This window comes from Acinetobacter kyonggiensis (assembly GCF_900107285.1).
Classification (GTDB): Bacteria; Pseudomonadota; Gammaproteobacteria; order Pseudomonadales; family Moraxellaceae; genus Acinetobacter; species Acinetobacter kyonggiensis.
In genome coordinates this window covers 204,695-225,673 of sequence record NZ_FNPK01000004.1, presented here as the reverse complement: position 1 = coordinate 225,673, position 20,979 = coordinate 204,695, and the positions used below count along the sequence as shown (strand labels likewise).

Genomic DNA, 20,979 nt, shown 5'->3' with positions numbered 1-20,979 from the left:
GCATGTAGTTTTTTTAGATCGATGGGTGGTTCTGTTGGAGCTTTTGATTGATCGAAAGCTTGCGAGGAAGCTGAAATCAGTTGATTTTTCCAGTCGATAATTTGGTTTTGATGAACATCAAATTCAGCACTCAATTCAGCAAGTGTTTTTTCTGCTTTAATCGCAGCAAGTGCTACCTTAGCTTTAAAATCATTTGAATGATTTCTTCTTGGTCTACGTGCCATAAAATACTCCATATATTGATGTTTATAACATCATTTGGGGAGCAAAATATCACTTATAAGTGTTGTTCAAATTTCCTGATCCACCTCTATTATGAGGGGAACCGTATTGAAAAAGATGAATTATGTGAAGAATTAAGTGATTGGATCTTAGCTGTACCAGCGCAAGCCTAAGCTGAAAATTACTCAACTTTTTCTATTCAGTAAACTTTCAAATAACGGATGTCTACAGAGTATTTTCCCTTGATGGGGGCATTGAGTATTATAAAATTCAGCCACTTGTCTACATTAATCGCTTCTTTAGATAAAGGAATGCGGTGCTCTTTTTTTAGCTTTTATACGTTATTGGTTTTATTCTTACTTTGACTGAATATGATTAATGTTATGCGAATTTTTAATTTTAATTCACTGGCTTGGGTAAGTGCTTCAGCCAAACATACTTCAATATAAAAATTCAATTAAACGAGTCAAAACTTCGATCTATTAAGCGCGATTTTTTTATCGTTTGGGCTTTCTTTTTTCTTCACAGTACACGCTCATAGTCAGATTGGTCTCTAAGCGTTATTATAGCGCTCTTCATATTATTGGAATGTGCTATGAAAATCGTCGCAGATGAAAATCTGGCTTTTACTGAATATTTCTTTGCAGATTTTGGAGAAATTCAACAAGCGGCAGGGCGTACTTTAACCCAAGCAGATGTACAGGATGCTGAAGCTTTATTGGTACGTTCTGTGACGAAAGTAAATACGCAGCTGATAGAAAATAGCTCAATTAAATTTGTTGGTAGTGCCACGATTGGTACAGATCATTTAGATATTGCAGCCTTAGAAAAACACCACATTGCATGGTCAAATGCAGCAGGGTGTAATGCTCAAGCGGTTGCTGAATATGTCATTACCGCACTGCTATATTTACAACCGAATTTAATCGATAAGAATGAAAAATTTACCTTAGGGATTATTGGCTTAGGAAATGTAGGTTCACGTTTAGCATTTATGGCCAAGTTATTGGGTTGGAATGTGATTGGTTGTGATCCCTTTGTGAATCGTGAAACGATCCAGCAAGTGGAATTGGAAGAACTATTAAAAACGGCAGATGCTATTTCAATTCATGTTCCCTTAACCAAAATCGGGAAGTATCCGACGTTTCATTTGATCAATACCGAGGCGTTGGCACAGATGAAACCCGAAGCGATATTGATTAATTCAGCACGTGGGCCAGTGGTTGAAGAGTCGGCTTTAATTACGGATTTTCAAACGACTAAACGCCCAGTGGTGCTAGACGTATTTGAACATGAACCTGAAATTTCAGCAGAATTACTCAATTTAATTGGTTTGGTCACTCCGCATATTGCAGGCTATAGTTTGGAAGGGAAGGCCCGTGGTACGCAAATGATTTACGATGCTTTTTGCAAAACCTTTAACTTTAGCGCAAATAAGCAATTTGAAACGCAATTGCCTGTATGTGAACAATATTTCCAAAATCAGGATTTAAAGCAAGCACTGAAACAACATCTGAATAAAATTTATGATATTGCGCGAGATGACTCAAATTTACGTGCTTGTTTAAAAGAGGGTAAAGTCGATCAACAGGCTTTTGATTATTTACGTAAAACCTATCCATTACGTCGTGAATGGGCAGCGCATGGAGGCCCTCAAGCATGAGTATGGGAAACACTAAAATGGTCAATACTGAAATGGTCGATTATCAGCCCACCTGTGATATGAAAGCTTTAAAAGCACGTGCTAAAATGTATGCCCAAATTCGTCAATTTTTTGCCGAACGTGAGGTCTTGGAAGTAGAAACACCAATATTGTCCCAAGCGGGTGTAACCGATGTGCATTTAGCGTCAGTTCAGGCGCAGCGTCACGTTGCTGGAAAGCAACACACCCATTATTTACAGACTTCACCTGAGTTTGCCATGAAGCGCTTATTGGCGAGTGGTAGTGGCCCGATTTACCAAATCTGTAAAGTCTTTCGTGATGATGAACATGGTCGTAAACACAATAGTGAATTCACCATGTTGGAGTGGTATCGCCCAAATTTAAGCTTAAAAGAATTAATGTTTGAAGTTACTGATTTACTTAATGTGACTTTGGCACATCGTTTTGGTGAAGTACGTCCAACCATTTTAAGTTATAAACATGCTTTTATGGATCGTTTGAACCTCAATCCATTACAAGCCAGTTTAAAACAGTTAAAAGATTGCTGTCACCGTGTGGGTTTAAATCTAGATTTAGGTGATGACCGTTTGGGTTATATCGACTTGTTATTTTCACATATGGTTGAACCGAGTTTAGGCTTTGATACACCGGTATTTTTAACCGATTTTCCAGCTGAAATGGCATCTCTTGCCAAAGTCAGAACCGATGAAGATGGCGAGCATGTTGCAGCACGTTTTGAGCTATATATTGAAGGCTTAGAATTGGCAAATGCCTATGATGAGTTAATTGATGCCGCGGTGTTACGTTCTCGCTTTGAAGCAGATAATTTGGAGCGTCAAAAACTTGGTTTACATGTGATGCCGATTGATGAATATTTATTAGCAGCATTGCCGAATATGACTGAATGTTCCGGTATCGCTTTAGGAATTGATCGTTTATTGATGATTGCAACGCAGCAGATGAAGTTAGAGAAAGTGATTACTTTCCCTGCTGATGTTTCTTAAAAGTATCGCTAAAAGTCTTATAAATCGATCCCTTGCGAAACAATTTTTTTCACCCTTTTAAAAAAGGGAGGGGAAAGTTCTTCATTTTTTAAAGATGAACCGAACTGCTAGGCAAGGGAGGGATTAAAATAAAAAGCTTCTCATAACAGATAATGCTGATCAGTTAAGGGTTTTAGAAATAAAGCCTTTAGTTTTTTAGTTGTTCACGACGGAGTCTTATATTTTTTAAATCAAATACTTGGAGCTAATCTATTACTTTGGATAAGCCCAAATGAGAATCCTCAAAATATATTTTGAGTTCGCAAGAAAGGCATCTTGCGGTGTATACACCTCATGCCTTGCGCTGCAAAATAAAGCCGTGCTTTATTTATTGCTCAAGTTGCGGATGACGTTTACGCGTATCGAATAACATCATGAATTTAAAATAAAATGCCAGTCAATTTCTTAACTGACTGACATTACTCATAAGAGAAGCTTTTTTTCCAATCTAGACAATTAAAACAGTTTGCTGTGCTTTTAACGCTTCAATTGCTTTGATACGACGTTGAATAAGCATTTCACCAATATCGGGGCCTTGAATATCGGGGGGGAGATCTTGTGCTTTAATGCCACGAACAACCTCCATCGCATCGAGTACATATTGCGCTTGTGGATATTCACGGTTCTCTAAACCTAAACGACCCCGTGAATCACACTCACAAGCTTGAACATAGGCTTCAACACGTTCAGGACGACGTAATACATCTAAACGTTGTAATAAGCGCCATAAAGTGCCCGGTTTAAGGGTTAATGCTTGATGACATTTTAAATGTTCTTTACATACCGCAATTGCAAGCTGCTTGGTATGGGTTGGTACTTTAAGTCGCTCACAAACTTCGGTGACAGGTGTTATACCTCGTTCTTCATGCATGATATGACGGGGTAACTCATCGACTGGAGTAAGCGCCTTACCTAAATCATGCATTAAAACAGCAAAGCGTACTTCCAGTGAGTAATTGGCTTTACAGGCTTGTTGTAATGACATCATAGTATGAATACCACAATCAATTTCTGGATGATATTCAGGACGTTGTGGAACGCCATACAGAGCATTTAATTCAGGAAAGAGGACTTTTAGGGCACCACAAGTACGCAAAGTTTCAAAATACTCATCGGCATGATTTTCCATCAAGGCACGGGAGGTTTCTTTCCAAACCCGTTCAGGTGTTAATGCTTCTAATTCGCCCGATTCTGCCAATTGCTGCATCAATGCTAAAGTTTCAGCCGCAATGCTAAATCCAAGTGATTTATAACGTGCTGCAAAACGTGCAATACGTAGTACACGTAAAGGATCTTCTACGAAAGCATCGGATACGTGGCGGAGCACCCGATCTGCTAAATCTTGTTGACCATTATAGGGATCATAAATATTGCCATCATCATCCATTGCCATGGCATTAATGGTTAGGTCACGCCGAATAAGATCTTCTTCAAGCGTAACACTGATATCAGTATGAAATTCAAAACCATGATAACCATGACCAGATTTGCGCTCAGTACGGGCTAAAGCATATTCTTCTTTTGTTTTGGGGTGTAGGAAAACAGGAAAATCTTTGCCTACAGGTTGATAGCCAAGCGCAATTAGTTGTTCGGGTGTAGCACCGACAACGACATAATCTTTTTCGTGATAGGGGTGACCAAGTAAGTGATCACGTACTGCACCGCCTACTAAATAAACTCGCATGAAAAAACCTCTATTCTTCAAGCAATCATGCTACAGAATAGAGGTTTTCTCAAGTAAAGAACCTTAGCTTTTTGCTAAAGATTCCTTTTTATTCAGCTTGCGCTTGTTGAATTTCAGCAACAGTCAATGCCGTCATATTCACCAAACGGCGCGTTGTTGCTGTTGGCGTAAGAATATGAACTGGTTTTGCTGCACCAAGTAAAATAGGACCAATGGTCACATTATTACCTGATGTAGATTTCAATAAATTGAATGAAATATTGGCCGCATCAAGATTTGGCATAATCAGTAAATTTGCTGAACCTTTGAAACGTGAGTTCGGGAATGCAAAGTGACGAATGTTTTCATCGAGTGCTGCATCACCATGCATTTCACCTTCAACTTCAAGATCAGGCGCAATTTCGCTTAAAATTTCAAAAACTTTACGCATTTTTTGTGCACTGGCATCTTGCTGATCACTACCGAAGCTGGAGTGTGAAAGCAGAGCAACACGTGGTGTCATACCAAAGCGACGAACTTCTTCTGCTGCCAAAATGGTCATTTCAGCAAGTTGTTCAGCCGTTGGATTGGTATTGACATAGGTATCAGCAATGAACAGGTTACGATCATTGAGCATGAGTGCATTTAAAGTAAAGAATGTGCTGCGACCTTCTTTCAGGCCAATCACATTTTTAACGAAATCTAAATGAATATCATAGCTCGAATAAGTACCACAAAGCATACCGTCTGCATGACCAAATTTAACCAGCATTGCAGCAATCAGGGTAGAGCGACGACGTGATTCACGTTGAGCATACTCAGGTGTTACCCCTGTGCGTTGCATGGTTTGATAGTAATCATCTGCAAACTGTTCGTAATGCGGATTATTTTCTTGATCTACAATTTCAATGTTGACACCGTGTTCAAGACGCAAACCTAATTTCTTGATGTTTGCTTCAATAACAGCAGTACGACCCACCAAGATTGGTTTTGCCAAACCTTCATCCACTGCAATTTGAACTGCACGAAGAACACGCAAGTCCTCACCTTCAGCATAGGCAATGCGTTTAGGGTCAGATTTTGCTTGTGCAAAAATTGGTTTCATCATAAATGCAGAGTTATAGACAAACTCAGATAATTTTTGACGATATGCAGAGAAGTCTTCGATAGGGCGAGTCGCCACACCAGAATCCATTGCTGCTTTTGCGACAGCAGGGGCAATTTCAAGGATTAAACGTTGATCAAGTGGACGTGGAATAAGGTAGTCACGACCAAATGATGCAGATTTTTCACCATATGTTGCAGCATCAGCTTCGATATGTGCCATACGTGCAATGGCATGTACACAAGCAATTTTCATTTCTTCGTTAATTGTGGTTGCACCAACATCTAGAGCACCACGGAAGATATAAGGGAAACAAAGTGCATTATTCACTTGGTTTGGATAATCCGAACGACCCGTTGCCATAATCACGTCATCACGAACTTCATGTGCATGTTCAGGTAGAATTTCAGGGTCTGGATTTGCCAAAGCAAAAATAATTGGATTTTCTGCCATCACTTTAACCATTTCTTTGGTTAAAATGCCTGCGGCAGAAAGTCCGAGGAACATATCTGCACCGGCAATCACATCTGCCAGTTGAGTGCCTTCAATGTCTTGAACATAGCGTTTTTTAGATTCATCAAGGTTGTCACGTTTGGTTGTTAACAAACCACGTGAATCGGCAACGGTAATGTTTTCCTTGCTCGCACCTAAAGCACATAGCAAATCTAAACATGACAATGCAGCAGCACCGGCACCTGAAGCAACAATTTTAATCTCTTCAATTTTTTTGCCAGTCAGTTGTAAAGCATTCAGTAATGCTGAACCGACAATAATAGATGTGCCATGCTGATCATCATGGAACACAGGAATATTCATGCGTTCACGCAGTTTTTTCTCAATATAGAAACACTCTGGTGCCTTGATATCTTCAAGGTTAATACCACCAAAAGTTGGTTCTAATGCAGCAACGATATCGACAATTTTGTCTGGATCGTTTTCAGCAATTTCGAGGTCAAATACATCGACACCTGCGAATTTTTTAAATAGTACACCTTTACCTTCCATTACAGGTTTAGATGCTAATGGGCCAATGTTGCCTAGACCTAAAACGGCTGTACCATTTGTAATAACAGCAACCAAGTTCCCACGTGCGGTATAAAGTGCTGCTGTTGATGGGTCGCGTTCAATCTCTAAACATGGCGCTGCGACACCTGGAGAATAAGCAAGCGCTAAGTCATGTTGGTTGACCAGCTGTTTACTTGGTGTAACACTGATTTTCCCTGGTGTTGGGTGTTCGTGGTAGTACAAAGCTTGCTGTTTTAATGATTGATCGTCCATCTGTATCTCTATTGTTGCTTGAGTTGTCCAGCCCGAGCGGGTGGTGGTTTTTTGCTTACTTTAGTCGAATATAACATTTGTTACGACCTTAGCACAGTCGCGAATATACCTTTTTCCAGTAAACTTATACTTAGGTCGGTAGACTTATATTAAGCAGGTATAAGTCTACACTTGAGAAGGTATAAGCCTGTGTTGCTCTAAGAAGATTGTGGCTTCACTTTCGGGTAAAGGCTTTGAAAACAAGAAGCCTTGCGCAATGTCACATTTGAGATCTTGTAAGTACTGAAGTTGTTGCTGGGTTTCAATACCTTCAGCAACTACCATCATGCCCATAGCTTTGCCCATGGCAATCATGGCACTGACAATGGCCTCTTGTTTATTTTCGCCAATTTTAGAGATAAAGCTTCGATCTATTTTTAATATATCAATTGGAAAATCAGCAAGATAGGACAATGATGAGTAGCCAGTTCCAAAATCGTCGAGGGAGATGTTGATTTTACGTTCTTTGATTTCATCGAGTAGATTCTTAACCGTAATTGAGTTCTCAAGCAGCGATGATTCGGTAATTTCAAGCTCTAGACTTGACCCTGATATTTGGTAAGTTTGAATGGCATAATCAAGGTCTTCAAGCAACTGCCCCCGTTGTAATTGTTGGGCAACCACATTGACCGATACGCAGATATTATTAAAGCCTAAATCATTCCAGTGTCTAATTTGTTTAGCGGTTTGTTGTATAACAATTCGACCAATATCTGAGATTAAACTGGTTCGTTCTGCCAAAGGAATGAACGAATTGGGTGGAATAATTCCTTTGGTTGGATGGTTCCAACGGACAAGGGCTTCAAAACCATAAATATTTTGGTCGCTAAAATTAATTTTGGGTTGATAGTAAACAATCAATTCATTGTTATTAATCGCAAGTCTTAAATCGCGTTCTAAATAAATACCTTGTTCAAGCAAGGCTGTATTTTTGTTTGAATAGTAACGAATGGTATTGCCACCTAAGTTTTTAGCTTCGGTTAATCCTTGTTCGGCACAATTATTCAGATAATCAAGTTGGCGACCATTTTCAGGGTAGAAAGCAATGCCCATAGAGAGGGTGATAATATGCTCTTGATCAAAAATAGTGAAGGGGAGTGAAAATGCTTGACTGATTCTTTCACAGTGCTGTTGAATCGATGGTCGAATATGTGAAATTTCATAGACAATTGCAAAGTCATCACCATTTAAATGAGCCACAAATAAGGCTTCTGCGTTGGTGAGTCGCAGTCTTTGAGCAACTTGGCGCAATAATTCATCGCCACCACTATTGGATAAGAATTCATTCAAAGGTCTAAAACGATCAATATTGAGACGGATCACAGCAAGCTGTTGAATAGAGTCCTTTTGACTCACCAAATATTGGTGCAATTGATAATTATAATAAAAACGATTCGGTAGGTCGGTGAGAGGGTCGTAATTTTCTAAATAGGAGAGACGCTGTTCTTGTAGTTTGCGTTCAGTTAAATCAGAAACAATACCAATATAGTGTGTTACACGATTTTGCTCATCGGTGATGGCGTTAATGTGCATCCAAACGGTGAGTTCTTTACCCGAGAGAAACTTTTCATTCATTTCCCCATCATATTCACCTGTTTTAAGTAGTTGATTGATGATTGAATAATGATCATTTCTTTGTTGGGATTTATGGTTTGCAGTAATATCAAATAAATGTTTGCCAATGATTTTTTCTTGTGAAAAATTGGTCAATTTTTCATAGAATGGATTGACGTCGATGTAACACAGTTGTTCATCAAGTATAAAAATCCCTTCTGAAGCTTGTTTTAGTACGCTGGCTGCAAGTTTTAAACGTTCTTGATCGGTGCGCTCTTGCTGAATATCACGACGAATACCGACCATACGTAAAGCTTTTTGATTGATTGGATCACGGCTAATGACTCTGCCAATATCATGAACCCATTTCCATTTTCCAAGACTATTTTGAATTCGATACGTAGCTTCATACAGATTTGATCGACCACGTAAATGTTGTTTCATCGAAAATTTGAAATGTTCGACATCATCGGAATGAATAATATTTTGTAGCTGGTGCTGATGTTGTTTTAAAGCTTTTAATGTCTTTTGTTGTTTGGAATTGGTGATTAAAATTTCCCGATCTTTAATATTCCAATCCCAAGGTCGAAGTCCTGCAATTTCATGTGCCAATACTAGATTTTGTTGCTGATTTTCTAAATCGGTGTTCATTTTAGCGAGATCGAAAGTACGTTCTTTGACTTTTTGTTCAAGCAGCTGATTGTTTAATTGTAATTGCAGTTCAATCTCTTTTGATTTGTTAATTTCGGTTTTTAATTGCTGACATAACTCATCTGTCCATAGGACTTGTTGCTCTGCATTTTTAACCAAGCGGTTATTTTTGCAATACAGCGCTGAAATACGTTGATGAATACGCGAGCTGGTATTTGCACAAAGTAAAATGACAATCAGGGCAAAATTGATTGTTAAATGGAATAAATAATTCGAGGTGTCAGCAGCAATAAATTGTGAAGCAAGATAAGGTAAAATTGCAGGAATAAAGGCTAAGCAAAAATAATTGAGCCGTTGGGTTAAAAACGTTAATGCAAATGCTTGGCTCACAATCAGAAGTAAAGCCGATAACATCAAGCCATGAACTTGGTTGAAATCATGGTTATATTGCGGAAGATAGTAATAAATGAGAGCAATACCCACCCCGATAAAGCTTCCTGTCGCCAAAAATTGAAATTGAAGCCAACGATGTGCATGCTTTAATGAGAAATTACGGGGCTTAAAATGGATACTGGTAATCAGTAAGCTTAAGCAACAAAACAGTACCGTACTGATAAACCAAAGGTTTAAATAGAAAGATGGTTTCGCAAAATAAAATTGATAAATGCAATAAATATACAGGGATACAATCACAATACTGACGAGAAAAAATCGGCTAAGACGAATCGTATTGGTAATTTGTGCAGCACTCACATGCTTATTGATATATTCGTCCTGAATATTTGACATAAAAGCAAAAACCTTATTTTTGTTTTGCGATAAATTAACCCATCAAAATTTACTAGCGTTTAAAAAAAAGCAAAACTTTTTTTAAATCTATATTTATCATTAGAATCAAGAGTAATAATGTTATTTAAAAAAATCAATCGAATTGCGACTATTTACCTAGAATAAGGTGAACTAAACAGTTAGGTTATAATTTAAAATAGATAAAGCAACAATTGGCGCAGTTTCCGTCCGTAAGACGCGATTGCCAATACACCAATTGATGAATCCTACTTTATTTGATAATTCAATTTCACTTTCACTTAAACCACCTTCGGGACCAATCAGCAGTGCAATATTTGGCGTTGCATTTTCAAGTACATTGATTTGGTCTTTATTTGGCGCAAGTACCAGTTTGGTGGTGGGTAATTCAGTTTCAAGCCAGTCGGCCAATGCAAGCGGTGCTAAAATTTCTGGAACGCGATTCATACCACATTGTTCACATGCTGCAATGGCAATACCTTGCCAGTGGTCGATTTTTTTCTGGTCACGATCATATTTTAAACGCATTTCGCAGCGTTCAGACGTTAAAAGTTGAATTTGTGAAACACCCAATTCAACTGCTTTTTGAATCGCATAATCCATACGGTCACCTTTGCTCATCACTTGTCCGAGCAAGGTGCTAAAAGCAGGTGTGCGATCATCAGGGTTAAATGTGTCGACAGAAACACTTGCTGCTTTTTTTGAAATATCAACAAGTGTCACTTCATATTCACCACCTTGTCCATTAAACAAAGTGGCACTTTCACCGACTTTTGCACGTAATACTTTCACCCAGTGGTGAAAAACGGTTTCCGTTAATTCAACATGCGTATCAACAGCTAAATCAGCTTCAATAAAAAAACGCGGCATGTGGTATTACTCTCAAAAATCGGTGAAAAGAAAAATTATGCTAAACCTAAGTCAAGCACAAGTTGACGATTAGGCTCAGTCTGGTTCATGGTGTAGAAGTGTAGACTTGGTGCACCGCCTGCAATTAGGCGTTCACAGAGTTTCACCACGACTTCATGACCAAAGGCTTTAATGCTTGCGCTATCATCACCATAAGTGGCTAATTGTTTACGAATCCAACGTGGGATTTCAGCACCCGTACCATCTGCAAAGCGAATTAGATTGCTGGCATTGGTAATCGGCATAATGCCAGGCGCTACAGGAAGATCAACGCCTTCTTTTTGTAAGCGATCGACAAAGTAGAAATACGCATCTGGATTAAAGAAGAATTGAGTCAATGCTGAATTGGCACCTGCACGAGCTTTAGTGATAAAGTTTTGAATGTCTTGATCAAAGCTTTCGGCTTGTGGATGCATTTCAGGGTAGGCTGCGACTTCAATATGGAAGTGATCACCAGAATGTTCACGAATGAATGCCACTAAATCAGAGGCGTAGGGTAATTCACCTAGACCCACTTGACCTGAAGGTAAGTCGCCACGCAGTGCAACGATACGGTCAATGCCTTGTGATTTATACAAATCGAGCAATTCAGCAATACGTGCTTTGTCATCACCAATACAAGACAGGTGAGGGGCAACGGGTGTGCCTTTACCATTAAAATCGTTGATTGCAGCAAGTGTACGTTCACGTGTTGAACCGCCAGCACCATAAGTTACTGAAAAGAACTCAGGATTAAGCAGTTGCAATTCTTGATGAACGACACGAAGTTTTTCTGCACCCACATCAGTTTTGGTCGGAAAAAATTCAAACGAAACTGGAATACGTTTGCTCATTTTTCAAATCCTTTTTTTATAAATATTTAAAATTTTAACCCTCATCCTAACCTTCTCCCTGAGCCATATATGGCGCAAGAGAAGGAACTCCCTATTCATTTTGTAATCAAAATTCCCTCTCCTGAGCGTGCTTTAAGCATTGCTTTAAAGTTCAGCGCAAGTGAGGGCTAGGGAGAGGTATTAAGAACTTAGTATTTATAAGAGTCAGATTTGAATGGGCCTTCAACAGGAACACGCAAGTAGTCTGCTTGTACTTGAGTTAACTGAGTCAATACGCCACCAAAACCAGCAACCATTGCCGCAGCAACTTCTTCATCTAATTTCTTAGGAAGCAGTTCTACACGAATTGCAGCTTGTTTTTGATCTTCCGCAAGATCCGCAAATTTTTCAGCGAATAAGTGCATTTGACCTAATACTTGATTGGCAAAAGAACCATCCATGATACGTGATGGGTGACCTGTTGCATTACCAAGGTTGACCAAACGACCTTCTGAAAGAAGGATTAAGTAATCGTTATCGTTTTCTGTACGATACACTTGGTGTACTTGAGGTTTAACTTCAACCCACTTGTAGCCACGTAAATAGTTGGTGTCGATTTCAGTGTCAAAGTGACCGATGTTACAAACCACAGCACCTGCTTTTAAAGTATCAAGCATTGCAGCATCACACACGTGGTAGTTACCCGTAGTTGTTACGATCAAATCAGTATTTTGAAGAAGATCAGCATTTACATCTTCTTTTTTACCCGTTTGAACGCCATTTTTGTATGGAGAAACAACTTCATAGCCATCCATACATGCTTGCATTGCACAGATTGGATCAACTTCAGTAACACGTACAATCATGCCTTCTTGACGAAGTGATTGCGCAGAACCTTTACCTACATCACCGTAACCGATCACTAATGCACGACGACCAGACATTAACATGTCAGTACCGCGTTTGATGGCATCATTCAATGAGTGACGGCAACCGTATTTGTTGTCATTTTTAGATTTAGTGACTGAATCGTTTACGTTGATTGCAGGAACTTTTAAAGAACCGTCTTTCCACATTTCTAAAAGACGTTGAACACCTGTTGTGGTTTCTTCAGTAATACCGTGGATTTTCGCAATCAGTTCAGGATATTTGTCATGAACAACAGCAGTTAAGTCACCGCCATCATCTAAAATCATGTTGGCATCCCAAGGTTTGCCGTTCACATTAATTTGTTGTTCAAGGCACCACATGTATTCTTCTTCTGTTTCGCCTTTCCAAGCAAATACAGGAACGCCAGATGCAGCAATTGCAGCAGCAGCATGGTCTTGAGTCGAGAAGATGTTGCAAGATGTCCAACGAACTTCTGCGCCCAATTCAACTAGGGTTTCAATGAGAACCGCAGTTTGAATGGTCATGTGGATACAGCCGAGGATTTTTGCGCCAGCAAGTGGTTTTGCAGCAGTATAACGGCGACGTAAACCCATCAATGCTGGCATTTCAGCTTCAGCAAGTTTGATTTCTTTACGGCCGTAATCAGCAAGTGAAATATCAGCAACTTTATAATCTGTAAATGAAGCAGTAACCGCGTTCATCAGGATCTCCTAGTTATTAAATAACAATAAAAATAGATTGGATCGTTATGTTCGCGGATGCCGTTGTTAATCAAAACCAGTGTTTTACAGAAGCTTTGACCGAATTGTCGAGCCTAGCGATTTCACATTACTGTTTTTGAAAATCAGCCTGTGAAAAAGTCGCAGCACCCCTCGACGAGTTGCATATTGTACTTGGAAATTGTTGTAGTTCCAATGTCGTTTTGCTTATTATCAACACAATCATCTTTTTTGAATTGTATTATGGCTTTGAATATCCCTGAATCCTTAATGAACCTTGAAGCAAATGGCGGTATTTATGCTGTATGGATGATGCTGCAACATTTAGGTATAGATGCTGATATTGAGCAACTGATAGAGGTCTGTGGTTACGAAGCAGAACATGGTACGGCAACCATTGGCTTAGCTGTGGGATTAAAAAAATTTGGTTTTAATGTTCAATTTTATACCGATGAAGACCCCAATCTTCAAGAACAAGAAAAATTGAGCTATGCCGAAGCAGAACAACTGAAACTTCCTGTTTTACCCGCAATTCATTATCAGCAAATTCAACAGGCATTTGAGCAAAATAAATTTGTCATTGTGTATTACGATACTCTAGAAGAGGTCGGAAACCACTCACTGGTTTATTCGATAGATGAGCAGGAAATCTGCTTCTTTGATTCTTTTGAACCAATGTCTGCATCTGTTTTTGAACAACAGCGTCAAGCAGAGGGCATCTGCCGACAAGTGATCGTGATTGATAATTCAAATTCTTGAATATTTTCAGAAAAATAAAGATTAAAGAAGAAGTTAAAAATGAAAAAGATCATCGGAATATTGGCATTTATTTCAATGCAAATTAGTGCCAATGACAGTACTGGCTACGTCTCTACGGGTGGTGTGCAGTATCTGAAAAATAATAATATTCAAATGTACAGTGAAGACTTATTCATTAGTAAAAATCAGATTAAAGTGGATTATCAATTTAAAAACTTAACCAATAAAGACATTTCTGAAACAGTACTTTTTCCGCTTCCGCCGATAGAGAATTTTTTTGAATCAGATTTTGCAGATACCGAAAAATTGCTGAACAGCTTTAAGGTACAGGTGAATGGTAAAAATATTCAGCCAGAAATGCATGTGAGAACATTTATCCAAAAAGATGAGCACTCAAAACCCATTGATGCAACCGAGCTATTTAAGCAATGTGGTTTTACGCAAACTGAAATGCTGAATCCGTGGAATAGAAAAACCTATGAATATGAATTGTTTGAAAATAAATTAAGACGTTGTCCTAATGTACAGTTAAAAAATATTTTGCCAAAGAGTCAAAGTGAAGCAATAGTGTGGTCTTCTCAAGTGATTTACAGTTGGCAGCAAAGCTTTAAAGCCAGCTCATTGACGCGTGTACAGCACCAATATGCACCATTGGTCGGTGGTTCAGTGTCCTTATATCCAGCAGAAGATGAAAAAGCGTATTGCATGGATGGTAATTTTAAAGCGGGTTTAAAGAAAGCCAAGTCACAGCATGCACCTTATTCAGCTTTGGGCTATATTTTAAAAACGGGTGCCAATTGGGCTAAACCGATTGAGCACTTTAAGCTCACAGTTGAACGTGACACAGATGAGTTGGTCTCTTTTTGCTGGGCTGGAAAGGTGACTAAAATGAGCCCAACACGCTTTCAAATGCTTGAAAAGAATTTTCTGCCAAAGCAGGATTTAGAGATTATTTTTGTTCATAAATTTTAATTCGCGCAGACCAAGAAGCCCATCATTCGATAGGCTTCTTGGTTGAATTTATTCAGCAGCTTTGACTTTCTCATTCCAATAATCTGCTTTTTCTTCATCAATCTCTACACCTAAACCATGTTCATATATACAGACTAAATCACGCATCGCTTGAAGTTCACCCAGTTCGGCTGCTTGTTTGACCAATTCAACCGATTTCGCGACATCTTTTTCAACCACATCGCCACGACGGTAAAAATTTGATAGCTCTAAAATTGCAGCAGGGTGTTTATGTTTACTGGCTTGTTCTAACCAGCGGTATGCATGTTCAAAATAGGTTTTTGCCTCTTCAGGATCTTCTTCTAACATATCTTTTGCATAGAAAGTATAGCCTTCACCTAACCAGTACATGGCTTCAACATGACCTAATTGTGCGGCTTTTAGCGCCCATTCTTCAGCCAGTGCAACATGTTCTTCATTTTCACTTTGCATATAAATTTCAGCAAGTTCAAATTGTGCATCACGATTACCTGCCATGGCACGATTAAACAGTTCTGTAGAAATAGGGAGATCAGACATAACAAATCCAAAGGACATAATGTGTATAGCGTAAATGGTCGGCGTAAAAAAACCAATCCATAGATTGGCTTTTTCAAGCTGTTATTTAATTTTGAACGCTTAGATGAGATAGGTTATGCAACTTAAAATAGCAATCAAAATACACGCCATCACCCATTGTTTTGCTTTATGTACAAAATAACTTAAACATAAACCGACAAATAACGCAGAGAAGGTTAGTGCGCCAATCCAATAACTGATCATATTGCTTAAGTTGCCATGAGTGATACAGATCACCAGTGCAATGATTAATAATACCCAGCCTACAAGCGTTGCAAGTTTAGTTTTTGATGCTGTTAATTCACGACCAAAAATTTGCTTTTGATGTTTTGACATGCAACTTGCTAAAGCAAAAAATGCCACAGTACAGATTGACCAAATCAGGATGAAAAAAATCATGCTTCAGGCTCCTGAGTAACTTTGGCTTTTTTAACGGGGAGACCTTTGTGATTTTTCACTTTCTGATAAGAATAGAAGAACAAGATTGCAAGTAGCCACATGGCTAAATCAAATGAAGCGATCATCCATTGCTCATTGGCAATACTGTTCCATAAGGCTTGACCACCTGTCATAAAGTTAATAACAGGTAACAGGGCAAATGCAACTGTTGCAAAAATAAGTAATTCTAACCATGCTTGACGGTGTGGACGAATCGCAGCATAAATTAAACTGAGTAGCCAGATGATAAAGAAGCTACGAATTTCCCAGTCTGAACGCATGTCCATTTCAGCAGGAATAAAACGGTTGGCATAAAAATATGCAGCACAGGCAATGGGTAAACCAATAATCGCTGTAATATTAGTGACTTCGACAACACGATAACCAAAGGATTTATAACCTTGTTTTTGTTGCTGAGGGGCACGTTTTACACACCATAATATTAGACCTGTTGCCACCATCAATGTGCCAACGATACCTGAACAGAACAATAACCAACGTAGGGCTAAATCGACACCACGGGCTTCATGGAGTACGGTCACGACATTATAAATAGCCATTGGTACAGATGGATTTTTTAGACGTGAACTGTCATCTGTGATGTTTTGACCTGTCACAGCATTAAATTCTAAGCTGTCATAAACATTGCGATGAGCAACACTTTCCCCCAATAAGGCACGTAATTCAATTTTGCCTTGATTGGTATTTGGCGCAATGATCGTGATTGAACCTACAGGATTGTCTTTCCACTTTTGTTGTGCAGTCGCCAAAATAGGTGCTATGTCTGCCAAAGGTGCGGGTTGAGCTTTAAGTTTTTGACGCTGTTGACGTTTTTCACCAGCTTGTTCGGTATTTTCACCAAGAGCTTGTGAATTATTTTGACGATCAGTATGACGCCCCTCGGCGCGTTCGGTTCTATTTTCTTTATTTTCGACCAGTGCACGACTTTGCTCTTGTAAGAATTGTCCTCGGTTTTCATAAATTTGGTTAATTCCCCAAGGCATGAGTGTAAACAGCAGCAGTAATAAGCCACTAAAAGTAATCATGATATGAAAGGGTAGGGCAAGTACAGCAGTGGCATTGTGTGCATCTAACCAAGAGCGTTGTCCTTTACCTGCACGGAAGGTAAAGAAGTCTTTAAAGATTTTTTTATGGGTAATCACACCGCTAATAATGGCAACCAGCATAAGTAGGGTTGCAATTCCAACCAGCCAACGTGTCCATAATCGTGGTAAGCCATACAATTCAAAATGGAAACGATAGAGGAAACTACCACCACGAGTATCGCGTGCTTCAAGTACTTCACCTGTTGCGCTATCTAAGGTGATTCGTTCACCGCCACGCCGTGCGCGAGGATCTTCACCAATTTTACGAATATTAAGTAGGGTTGTATTTTGCCGTGCATTTGGCAGTTGAATATTCCAACTGCCAGCATTCGGATGGTTTTTTTGTAAATAATTGAGCGCCACTTGCGTTTGTTGAATTTGACTGCTCTGAGGTACAGATTGGTGTAATTCAGGTTTCATCCAAACCGTGATTTCATTTTGGAAAAAGCTTAAAGTACCGGTCAAGAATATTGCATACAATAACCAACCAAGAATTAAACTTGCCCAAGTATGTAACCATGACATGGACTGGCGAGGCCCTTCCTGTTTTGCATCTACGCGCATATTAGTTTCCTAAAAACTTATAAATAACAAATAAGAAGAGACTTGGGAGAACAATACCTAGACTGGCTTTTAGTGTCTTGTTGACCATAAAAACCCAGATAAATGCACATGCCCAAAGTGTAAAAGCAACGAGAGTCGCACTCATTGCAGCACTACCCCGAGATTCAGCAAAGTATTGTGCAATAACCATCGCACTTAAACTCGCCAGAACATAACCGCCTATCAGCGCTAGCATAAAACGATAGAAAATCATAAAACGGTAAGCGAGTAATAAAGACTTTTGCTGCGTTTTTTTAGCTGCTGAAGTGGCAAGGTGATTTGTTGCCAAAGCATCAAGTTGGGAACTATTCATCATTTTAAATTCAATTATTACGAAGCGTGATTGTTTATAATGAAAATGATAACAATTATTATTAATGTTTAAAATGATTGATTTAACAAAATGCACGATTAAATAATATTTCTTTATCGCATTATTTATTTTAGAAGGGATGATGTGGCAAAAAATGGCAAACGGAATTGGTGATAGATTCTTGCAGTTGTTAAGCAAACACAGCGACCGAAGTCGCTGTGTTTAGTCCAAAAGAGCTTAAGCTTCTTGTTGGATACCTGCAACCAACCAATCTTGGTTAGAACCAGCAGGTTTAGTGAAATGCCAAATTTCTGCAAAAGATTGCGGTAAGCTGTTTAAGTCTTCACTTACAGTACCCGTGAAACGCACACTCACCACATATTGACCATTTTCATTTGCAGAATCTGTCACCATTGCATTGAGGTTAGAGAATTCAGCAACGTCTTGGTCTTGGTTTGCCATAATGTCGTTATACATAGACTGATAAAGATCAGGTGTTAAATAACGTTGAATTTCAGCAATATTGCTTGCTGTGTTCATAGATTGAATATGGTTAAAGCGTTGACGAGCAACACGTAAGAATGCAGCAGGTTCAGTACCATCTGGTAATTGATTGCCATTGCTGGTCGAAGCGCTTCCAAACGGAGCATGAGTTGCTGCGCCCGCAGAACCACCTACAGATTGACCAAAAATATTGCTGTTGTCATTTGAAGTACGTGGTGCTGCGGTTTGTTGACCAAACGGTGCTGTATTTCCAGCATTGTTTGGTGCGTATGGGTTATTGGCGGCTAGTTTTTTTTTTGCTCCGAATTTACGGAACAAGAAAAATGCGCCTGCTGCTGCAAGAAGAATCCAGATCCAACCCGGAATACCACCTTTTTCTTCTTCTTGCTGTGTAGTCGCATCAGCACTGCTTGCAGCAGGTTTATCATCCGCCATTGCATTGGCTGCAACTGCACCAATTGCAGCACCAGCAACACCAGCAGCAACCATTTTACCTACGCCAGAACCTGATTTTTGTTGAGTAGGTGCTGTTGTTGGTTGTGGGGCAGGAGTAGCTTGACGTGGCTGTTGGTAAGATTGGCTTGGAGCAGCAGAACGACTCATGCCATGGCTTTTACCACCACCTGCACGTTTTGCTTCAGCCATTGGTGCAACCACCAAAGCCGCCATTAAAATACCTGCCATCAAACTACGCTGTCGAACTTCCATCGTTTTTTCCTAAATAAAAATAAATTATAGCCACACAGTTATGCAGTCATTTACACCGAATTTCAATATTAAATTGGTGTTTTTTTTACATAATCTTTCATCTGTCTAAGCTTAAGCCAATTCTTCTGTTAAGTTCATGGCTTCGGTTAATGCTTCATGTAAACGTGCCACTGAAATAATTTGTACATTTGCAATGGGTTTTTGAGGAGCATTACCTCTGGGTAAAATAATATATTTGAAACCATGTTTGATGGCTTCCTTTAATCGCTCTTGACCATTTGGTACAGGACGAATTTCACCAGAGAGTCCCACTTCACCAAATACAGCCAGTTGTTGTGGTAAGGCTTTGCCGCGCAAACTTGAAGCACAGGCCAGTAACACCGCAAGGTCAGAACCTGTCTCGGTAATTTTTAAACCACCGACGACATTGACATAAACATCTTGCCCTGAAGTTTGTACGCCACCGTGACGGTGCATGACGGCAAGCAGCATATTGAGTCGGTTTTGTTCTAAACCCAGTGCAACACGGCGGGGTTGTCCATGTGCATCGTCCACCAAAGCTTGTACTTCAACCAAGAGTGGGCGCGTACCTTCACGGCTAATCATGACGATAGAACCGGGAATGGCTTCATCATAACGACTTAAGAAAATCGCAGATGGATTGGCAACCTCTCGTAAGCCTTTATCGGTCATACCAAACACGCCTAACTCATTGACTGCACCAAAACGGTTTTTGACGGCACGAATCATTCGATACCGTGAGTCAGATTGACCTTCAAAATACAGCACACAATCGACCATATGTTCTAGAACACGCGGCCCAGCGAGTGCACCTTCTTTGGTTACATGCCCCACCAGAAACAGTGAGGTGCCACTATTCTTAGCAAAACGGGTCAGCAGTGCGGCAGATTCACGAATCTGTGAAACTCCACCGGGAGCAGATTGCAGTGTTTCGGTATACAGCGTTTGAATCGAATCTAGAATGGCCACTGCTGGACGGACTTGCGCTAAAACTTCACAAATTCGTTCCACACAGGTTTCCGCCATGACTTGAAGATGGTCTGTCGGTAACTCTAAACGATGGGCACGTAACGCTACTTGTGAAAGTGATTCCTCACCGGTGACATAAAGCGCTGAACTTTGTGCCGATGCCATGTGTGTGGCAGTTTGTAACAAAATGGTTGATTTACCAATACCGGGATCACCACCAATCAACACCACAGAACCCGTCACCAAGCCACCGCCTAAAACACGGTCAAATTCAGCAATGCCTGTTGCTAAGCGGGTTTCATGTGAAACGGAAATTTTATTTAAGGTGGTAATGTTGGCGACTTGACCTGCATAACCACCGCCCATTTTCGGTTGGGCGCGATGAGTGACGGCAGGTTCTACACGGACTTCCGTTAAGCTATTCCATTCGCCACATTCCGAACATTGACCTGACCATTTTGGATGATCAGCACCGCATTGCTCACAACGGTAAACACTTTTTGCTTTTGCCATATCTTATTTTTAAATGCTGAAAATGAATAATCTGATAACAGCATACAGATGAATTTTACTGAATTGAATGCTTGCTAGAATTTGAGTCCATAAAAAAGCCACCTTGAAGGTGGCTTGATG

The 20,979-nt window shown here is 39.7% G+C and carries 17 protein-coding genes; 4 read left to right on the top strand and 13 right to left on the bottom strand.

Going from position 1 to position 20,979, the window contains the following annotated elements; genetic code table 11:
* Window positions 1-236 (bottom strand): transposase (locus tag BLV99_RS05320; RefSeq protein WP_131725231.1); only part of this gene is annotated, 236 nt, incomplete at its 3' end.
* A 581-nt stretch (window positions 237-817) separates the two neighbouring features.
* Here BLV99_RS05320 and BLV99_RS05315 point away from each other — a divergent pair.
* A complete protein-coding gene (locus tag BLV99_RS05315) occupies window positions 818-1,885 on the top strand; it encodes a 4-phosphoerythronate dehydrogenase (protein WP_092688407.1) in 1,068 nt (355 codons plus the stop codon).
* A 32-nt stretch (window positions 1,886-1,917) separates the two neighbouring features.
* The gene (gene epmA, locus BLV99_RS05310; protein ID WP_167356303.1) at window positions 1,918-2,889 is read left to right on the top strand and encodes an EF-P lysine aminoacylase EpmA; all 972 of its coding nucleotides are present in this window, start codon (window positions 1,918-1,920) and stop codon (window positions 2,887-2,889) included.
* A 487-nt stretch (window positions 2,890-3,376) separates the two neighbouring features.
* On the opposite strand, the gene BLV99_RS05305 is transcribed toward epmA, so the two are convergent.
* The 6 genes from BLV99_RS05305 to ahcY all read right to left on the bottom strand — a co-directional run bounded on the left by BLV99_RS05305 (window position 3,377) and on the right by ahcY (window position 13,338).
* A complete protein-coding gene (locus BLV99_RS05305) occupies window positions 3,377-4,612 on the bottom strand; it encodes a multifunctional CCA addition/repair protein (RefSeq protein WP_092688404.1) in 1,236 nt (411 codons plus the stop codon).
* 88 nt (window positions 4,613-4,700) lie between these two features.
* Complete coding sequence (locus tag BLV99_RS05300) at window positions 4,701-6,974, bottom strand: NADP-dependent malic enzyme (RefSeq protein WP_086184892.1); 2,274 nt, start codon at window positions 6,972-6,974, stop codon at window positions 4,701-4,703.
* A gap of 165 nt (window positions 6,975-7,139) precedes the next feature.
* Window positions 7,140-10,007 carry an EAL domain-containing protein gene (locus BLV99_RS05295; protein WP_092688401.1) on the bottom strand — a complete coding sequence of 956 codons (2,868 nt, stop codon included), beginning with the start codon at window positions 10,005-10,007 and terminating at the stop codon, window positions 7,140-7,142.
* Window positions 10,008-10,178: 171 nt separating this feature from the next.
* Complete coding sequence (locus BLV99_RS05290) at window positions 10,179-10,895, bottom strand: 16S rRNA (uracil(1498)-N(3))-methyltransferase (RefSeq protein WP_086184894.1); 717 nt, start codon at window positions 10,893-10,895, stop codon at window positions 10,179-10,181.
* A gap of 35 nt (window positions 10,896-10,930) precedes the next feature.
* A complete protein-coding gene (gene metF, locus BLV99_RS05285) occupies window positions 10,931-11,767 on the bottom strand; it encodes a methylenetetrahydrofolate reductase [NAD(P)H] (protein ID WP_086184895.1) in 837 nt (278 codons plus the stop codon).
* Between the two features lie 188 nt (window positions 11,768-11,955).
* A complete protein-coding gene (ahcY, locus tag BLV99_RS05280; RefSeq protein ID WP_092688398.1) occupies window positions 11,956-13,338 on the bottom strand; it encodes an adenosylhomocysteinase in 1,383 nt (460 codons plus the stop codon).
* 261 nt (window positions 13,339-13,599) lie between these two features.
* Between ahcY and BLV99_RS05275 the strand changes: the two genes are divergently transcribed.
* Together BLV99_RS05275 and BLV99_RS05270 are read left to right on the top strand one after the other, a co-directional pair.
* Window positions 13,600-14,115, top strand: coding sequence for a cysteine peptidase family C39 domain-containing protein (locus tag BLV99_RS05275; protein ID WP_092688395.1), 516 nt, complete (start codon window positions 13,600-13,602; stop codon window positions 14,113-14,115).
* Window positions 14,116-14,154: 39 nt separating this feature from the next.
* Complete coding sequence (locus BLV99_RS05270; RefSeq protein WP_092688392.1) at window positions 14,155-15,087, top strand: DUF4424 family protein; 933 nt, start codon at window positions 14,155-14,157, stop codon at window positions 15,085-15,087.
* Between the two features lie 48 nt (window positions 15,088-15,135).
* Here the strand turns inward: BLV99_RS05270 and BLV99_RS05265 are convergent, their stop codons facing one another.
* From BLV99_RS05265 to radA, 6 genes are all read right to left on the bottom strand, one after another.
* On the bottom strand, window positions 15,136-15,645 hold the full coding sequence (locus BLV99_RS05265; RefSeq protein ID WP_092688389.1) for a tetratricopeptide repeat protein: 510 nt from the start codon (window positions 15,643-15,645) through the stop codon (window positions 15,136-15,138).
* Window positions 15,646-15,744: 99 nt separating this feature from the next.
* The gene (locus BLV99_RS05260) at window positions 15,745-16,083 is read right to left on the bottom strand and encodes a DUF3325 domain-containing protein (protein ID WP_092688386.1); all 339 of its coding nucleotides are present in this window, start codon (window positions 16,081-16,083) and stop codon (window positions 15,745-15,747) included.
* On the bottom strand, window positions 16,080-17,792 hold the full coding sequence (locus BLV99_RS05255) for a PepSY-associated TM helix domain-containing protein (RefSeq protein WP_092688383.1): 1,713 nt from the start codon (window positions 17,790-17,792) through the stop codon (window positions 16,080-16,082). The genes BLV99_RS05260 and BLV99_RS05255 overlap by 4 nt, the downstream gene beginning before the upstream one ends.
* A gap of 1 nt (window position 17,793) precedes the next feature.
* The gene (locus tag BLV99_RS05250) at window positions 17,794-18,147 is read right to left on the bottom strand and encodes a hypothetical protein (RefSeq protein ID WP_092688380.1); all 354 of its coding nucleotides are present in this window, start codon (window positions 18,145-18,147) and stop codon (window positions 17,794-17,796) included.
* Between the two features lie 234 nt (window positions 18,148-18,381).
* Window positions 18,382-19,356: a Tim44 domain-containing protein gene (locus BLV99_RS05245; RefSeq protein WP_092688377.1), complete on the bottom strand. Its 975-nt coding sequence runs from the start codon at window positions 19,354-19,356 to the stop codon at window positions 18,382-18,384.
* Window positions 19,357-19,467: 111 nt separating this feature from the next.
* Window positions 19,468-20,859: a DNA repair protein RadA gene (gene radA, locus BLV99_RS05240; RefSeq protein ID WP_074947446.1), complete on the bottom strand. Its 1,392-nt coding sequence runs from the start codon at window positions 20,857-20,859 to the stop codon at window positions 19,468-19,470.
* Window positions 20,860-20,979: the final 120 nt, after the last annotated feature.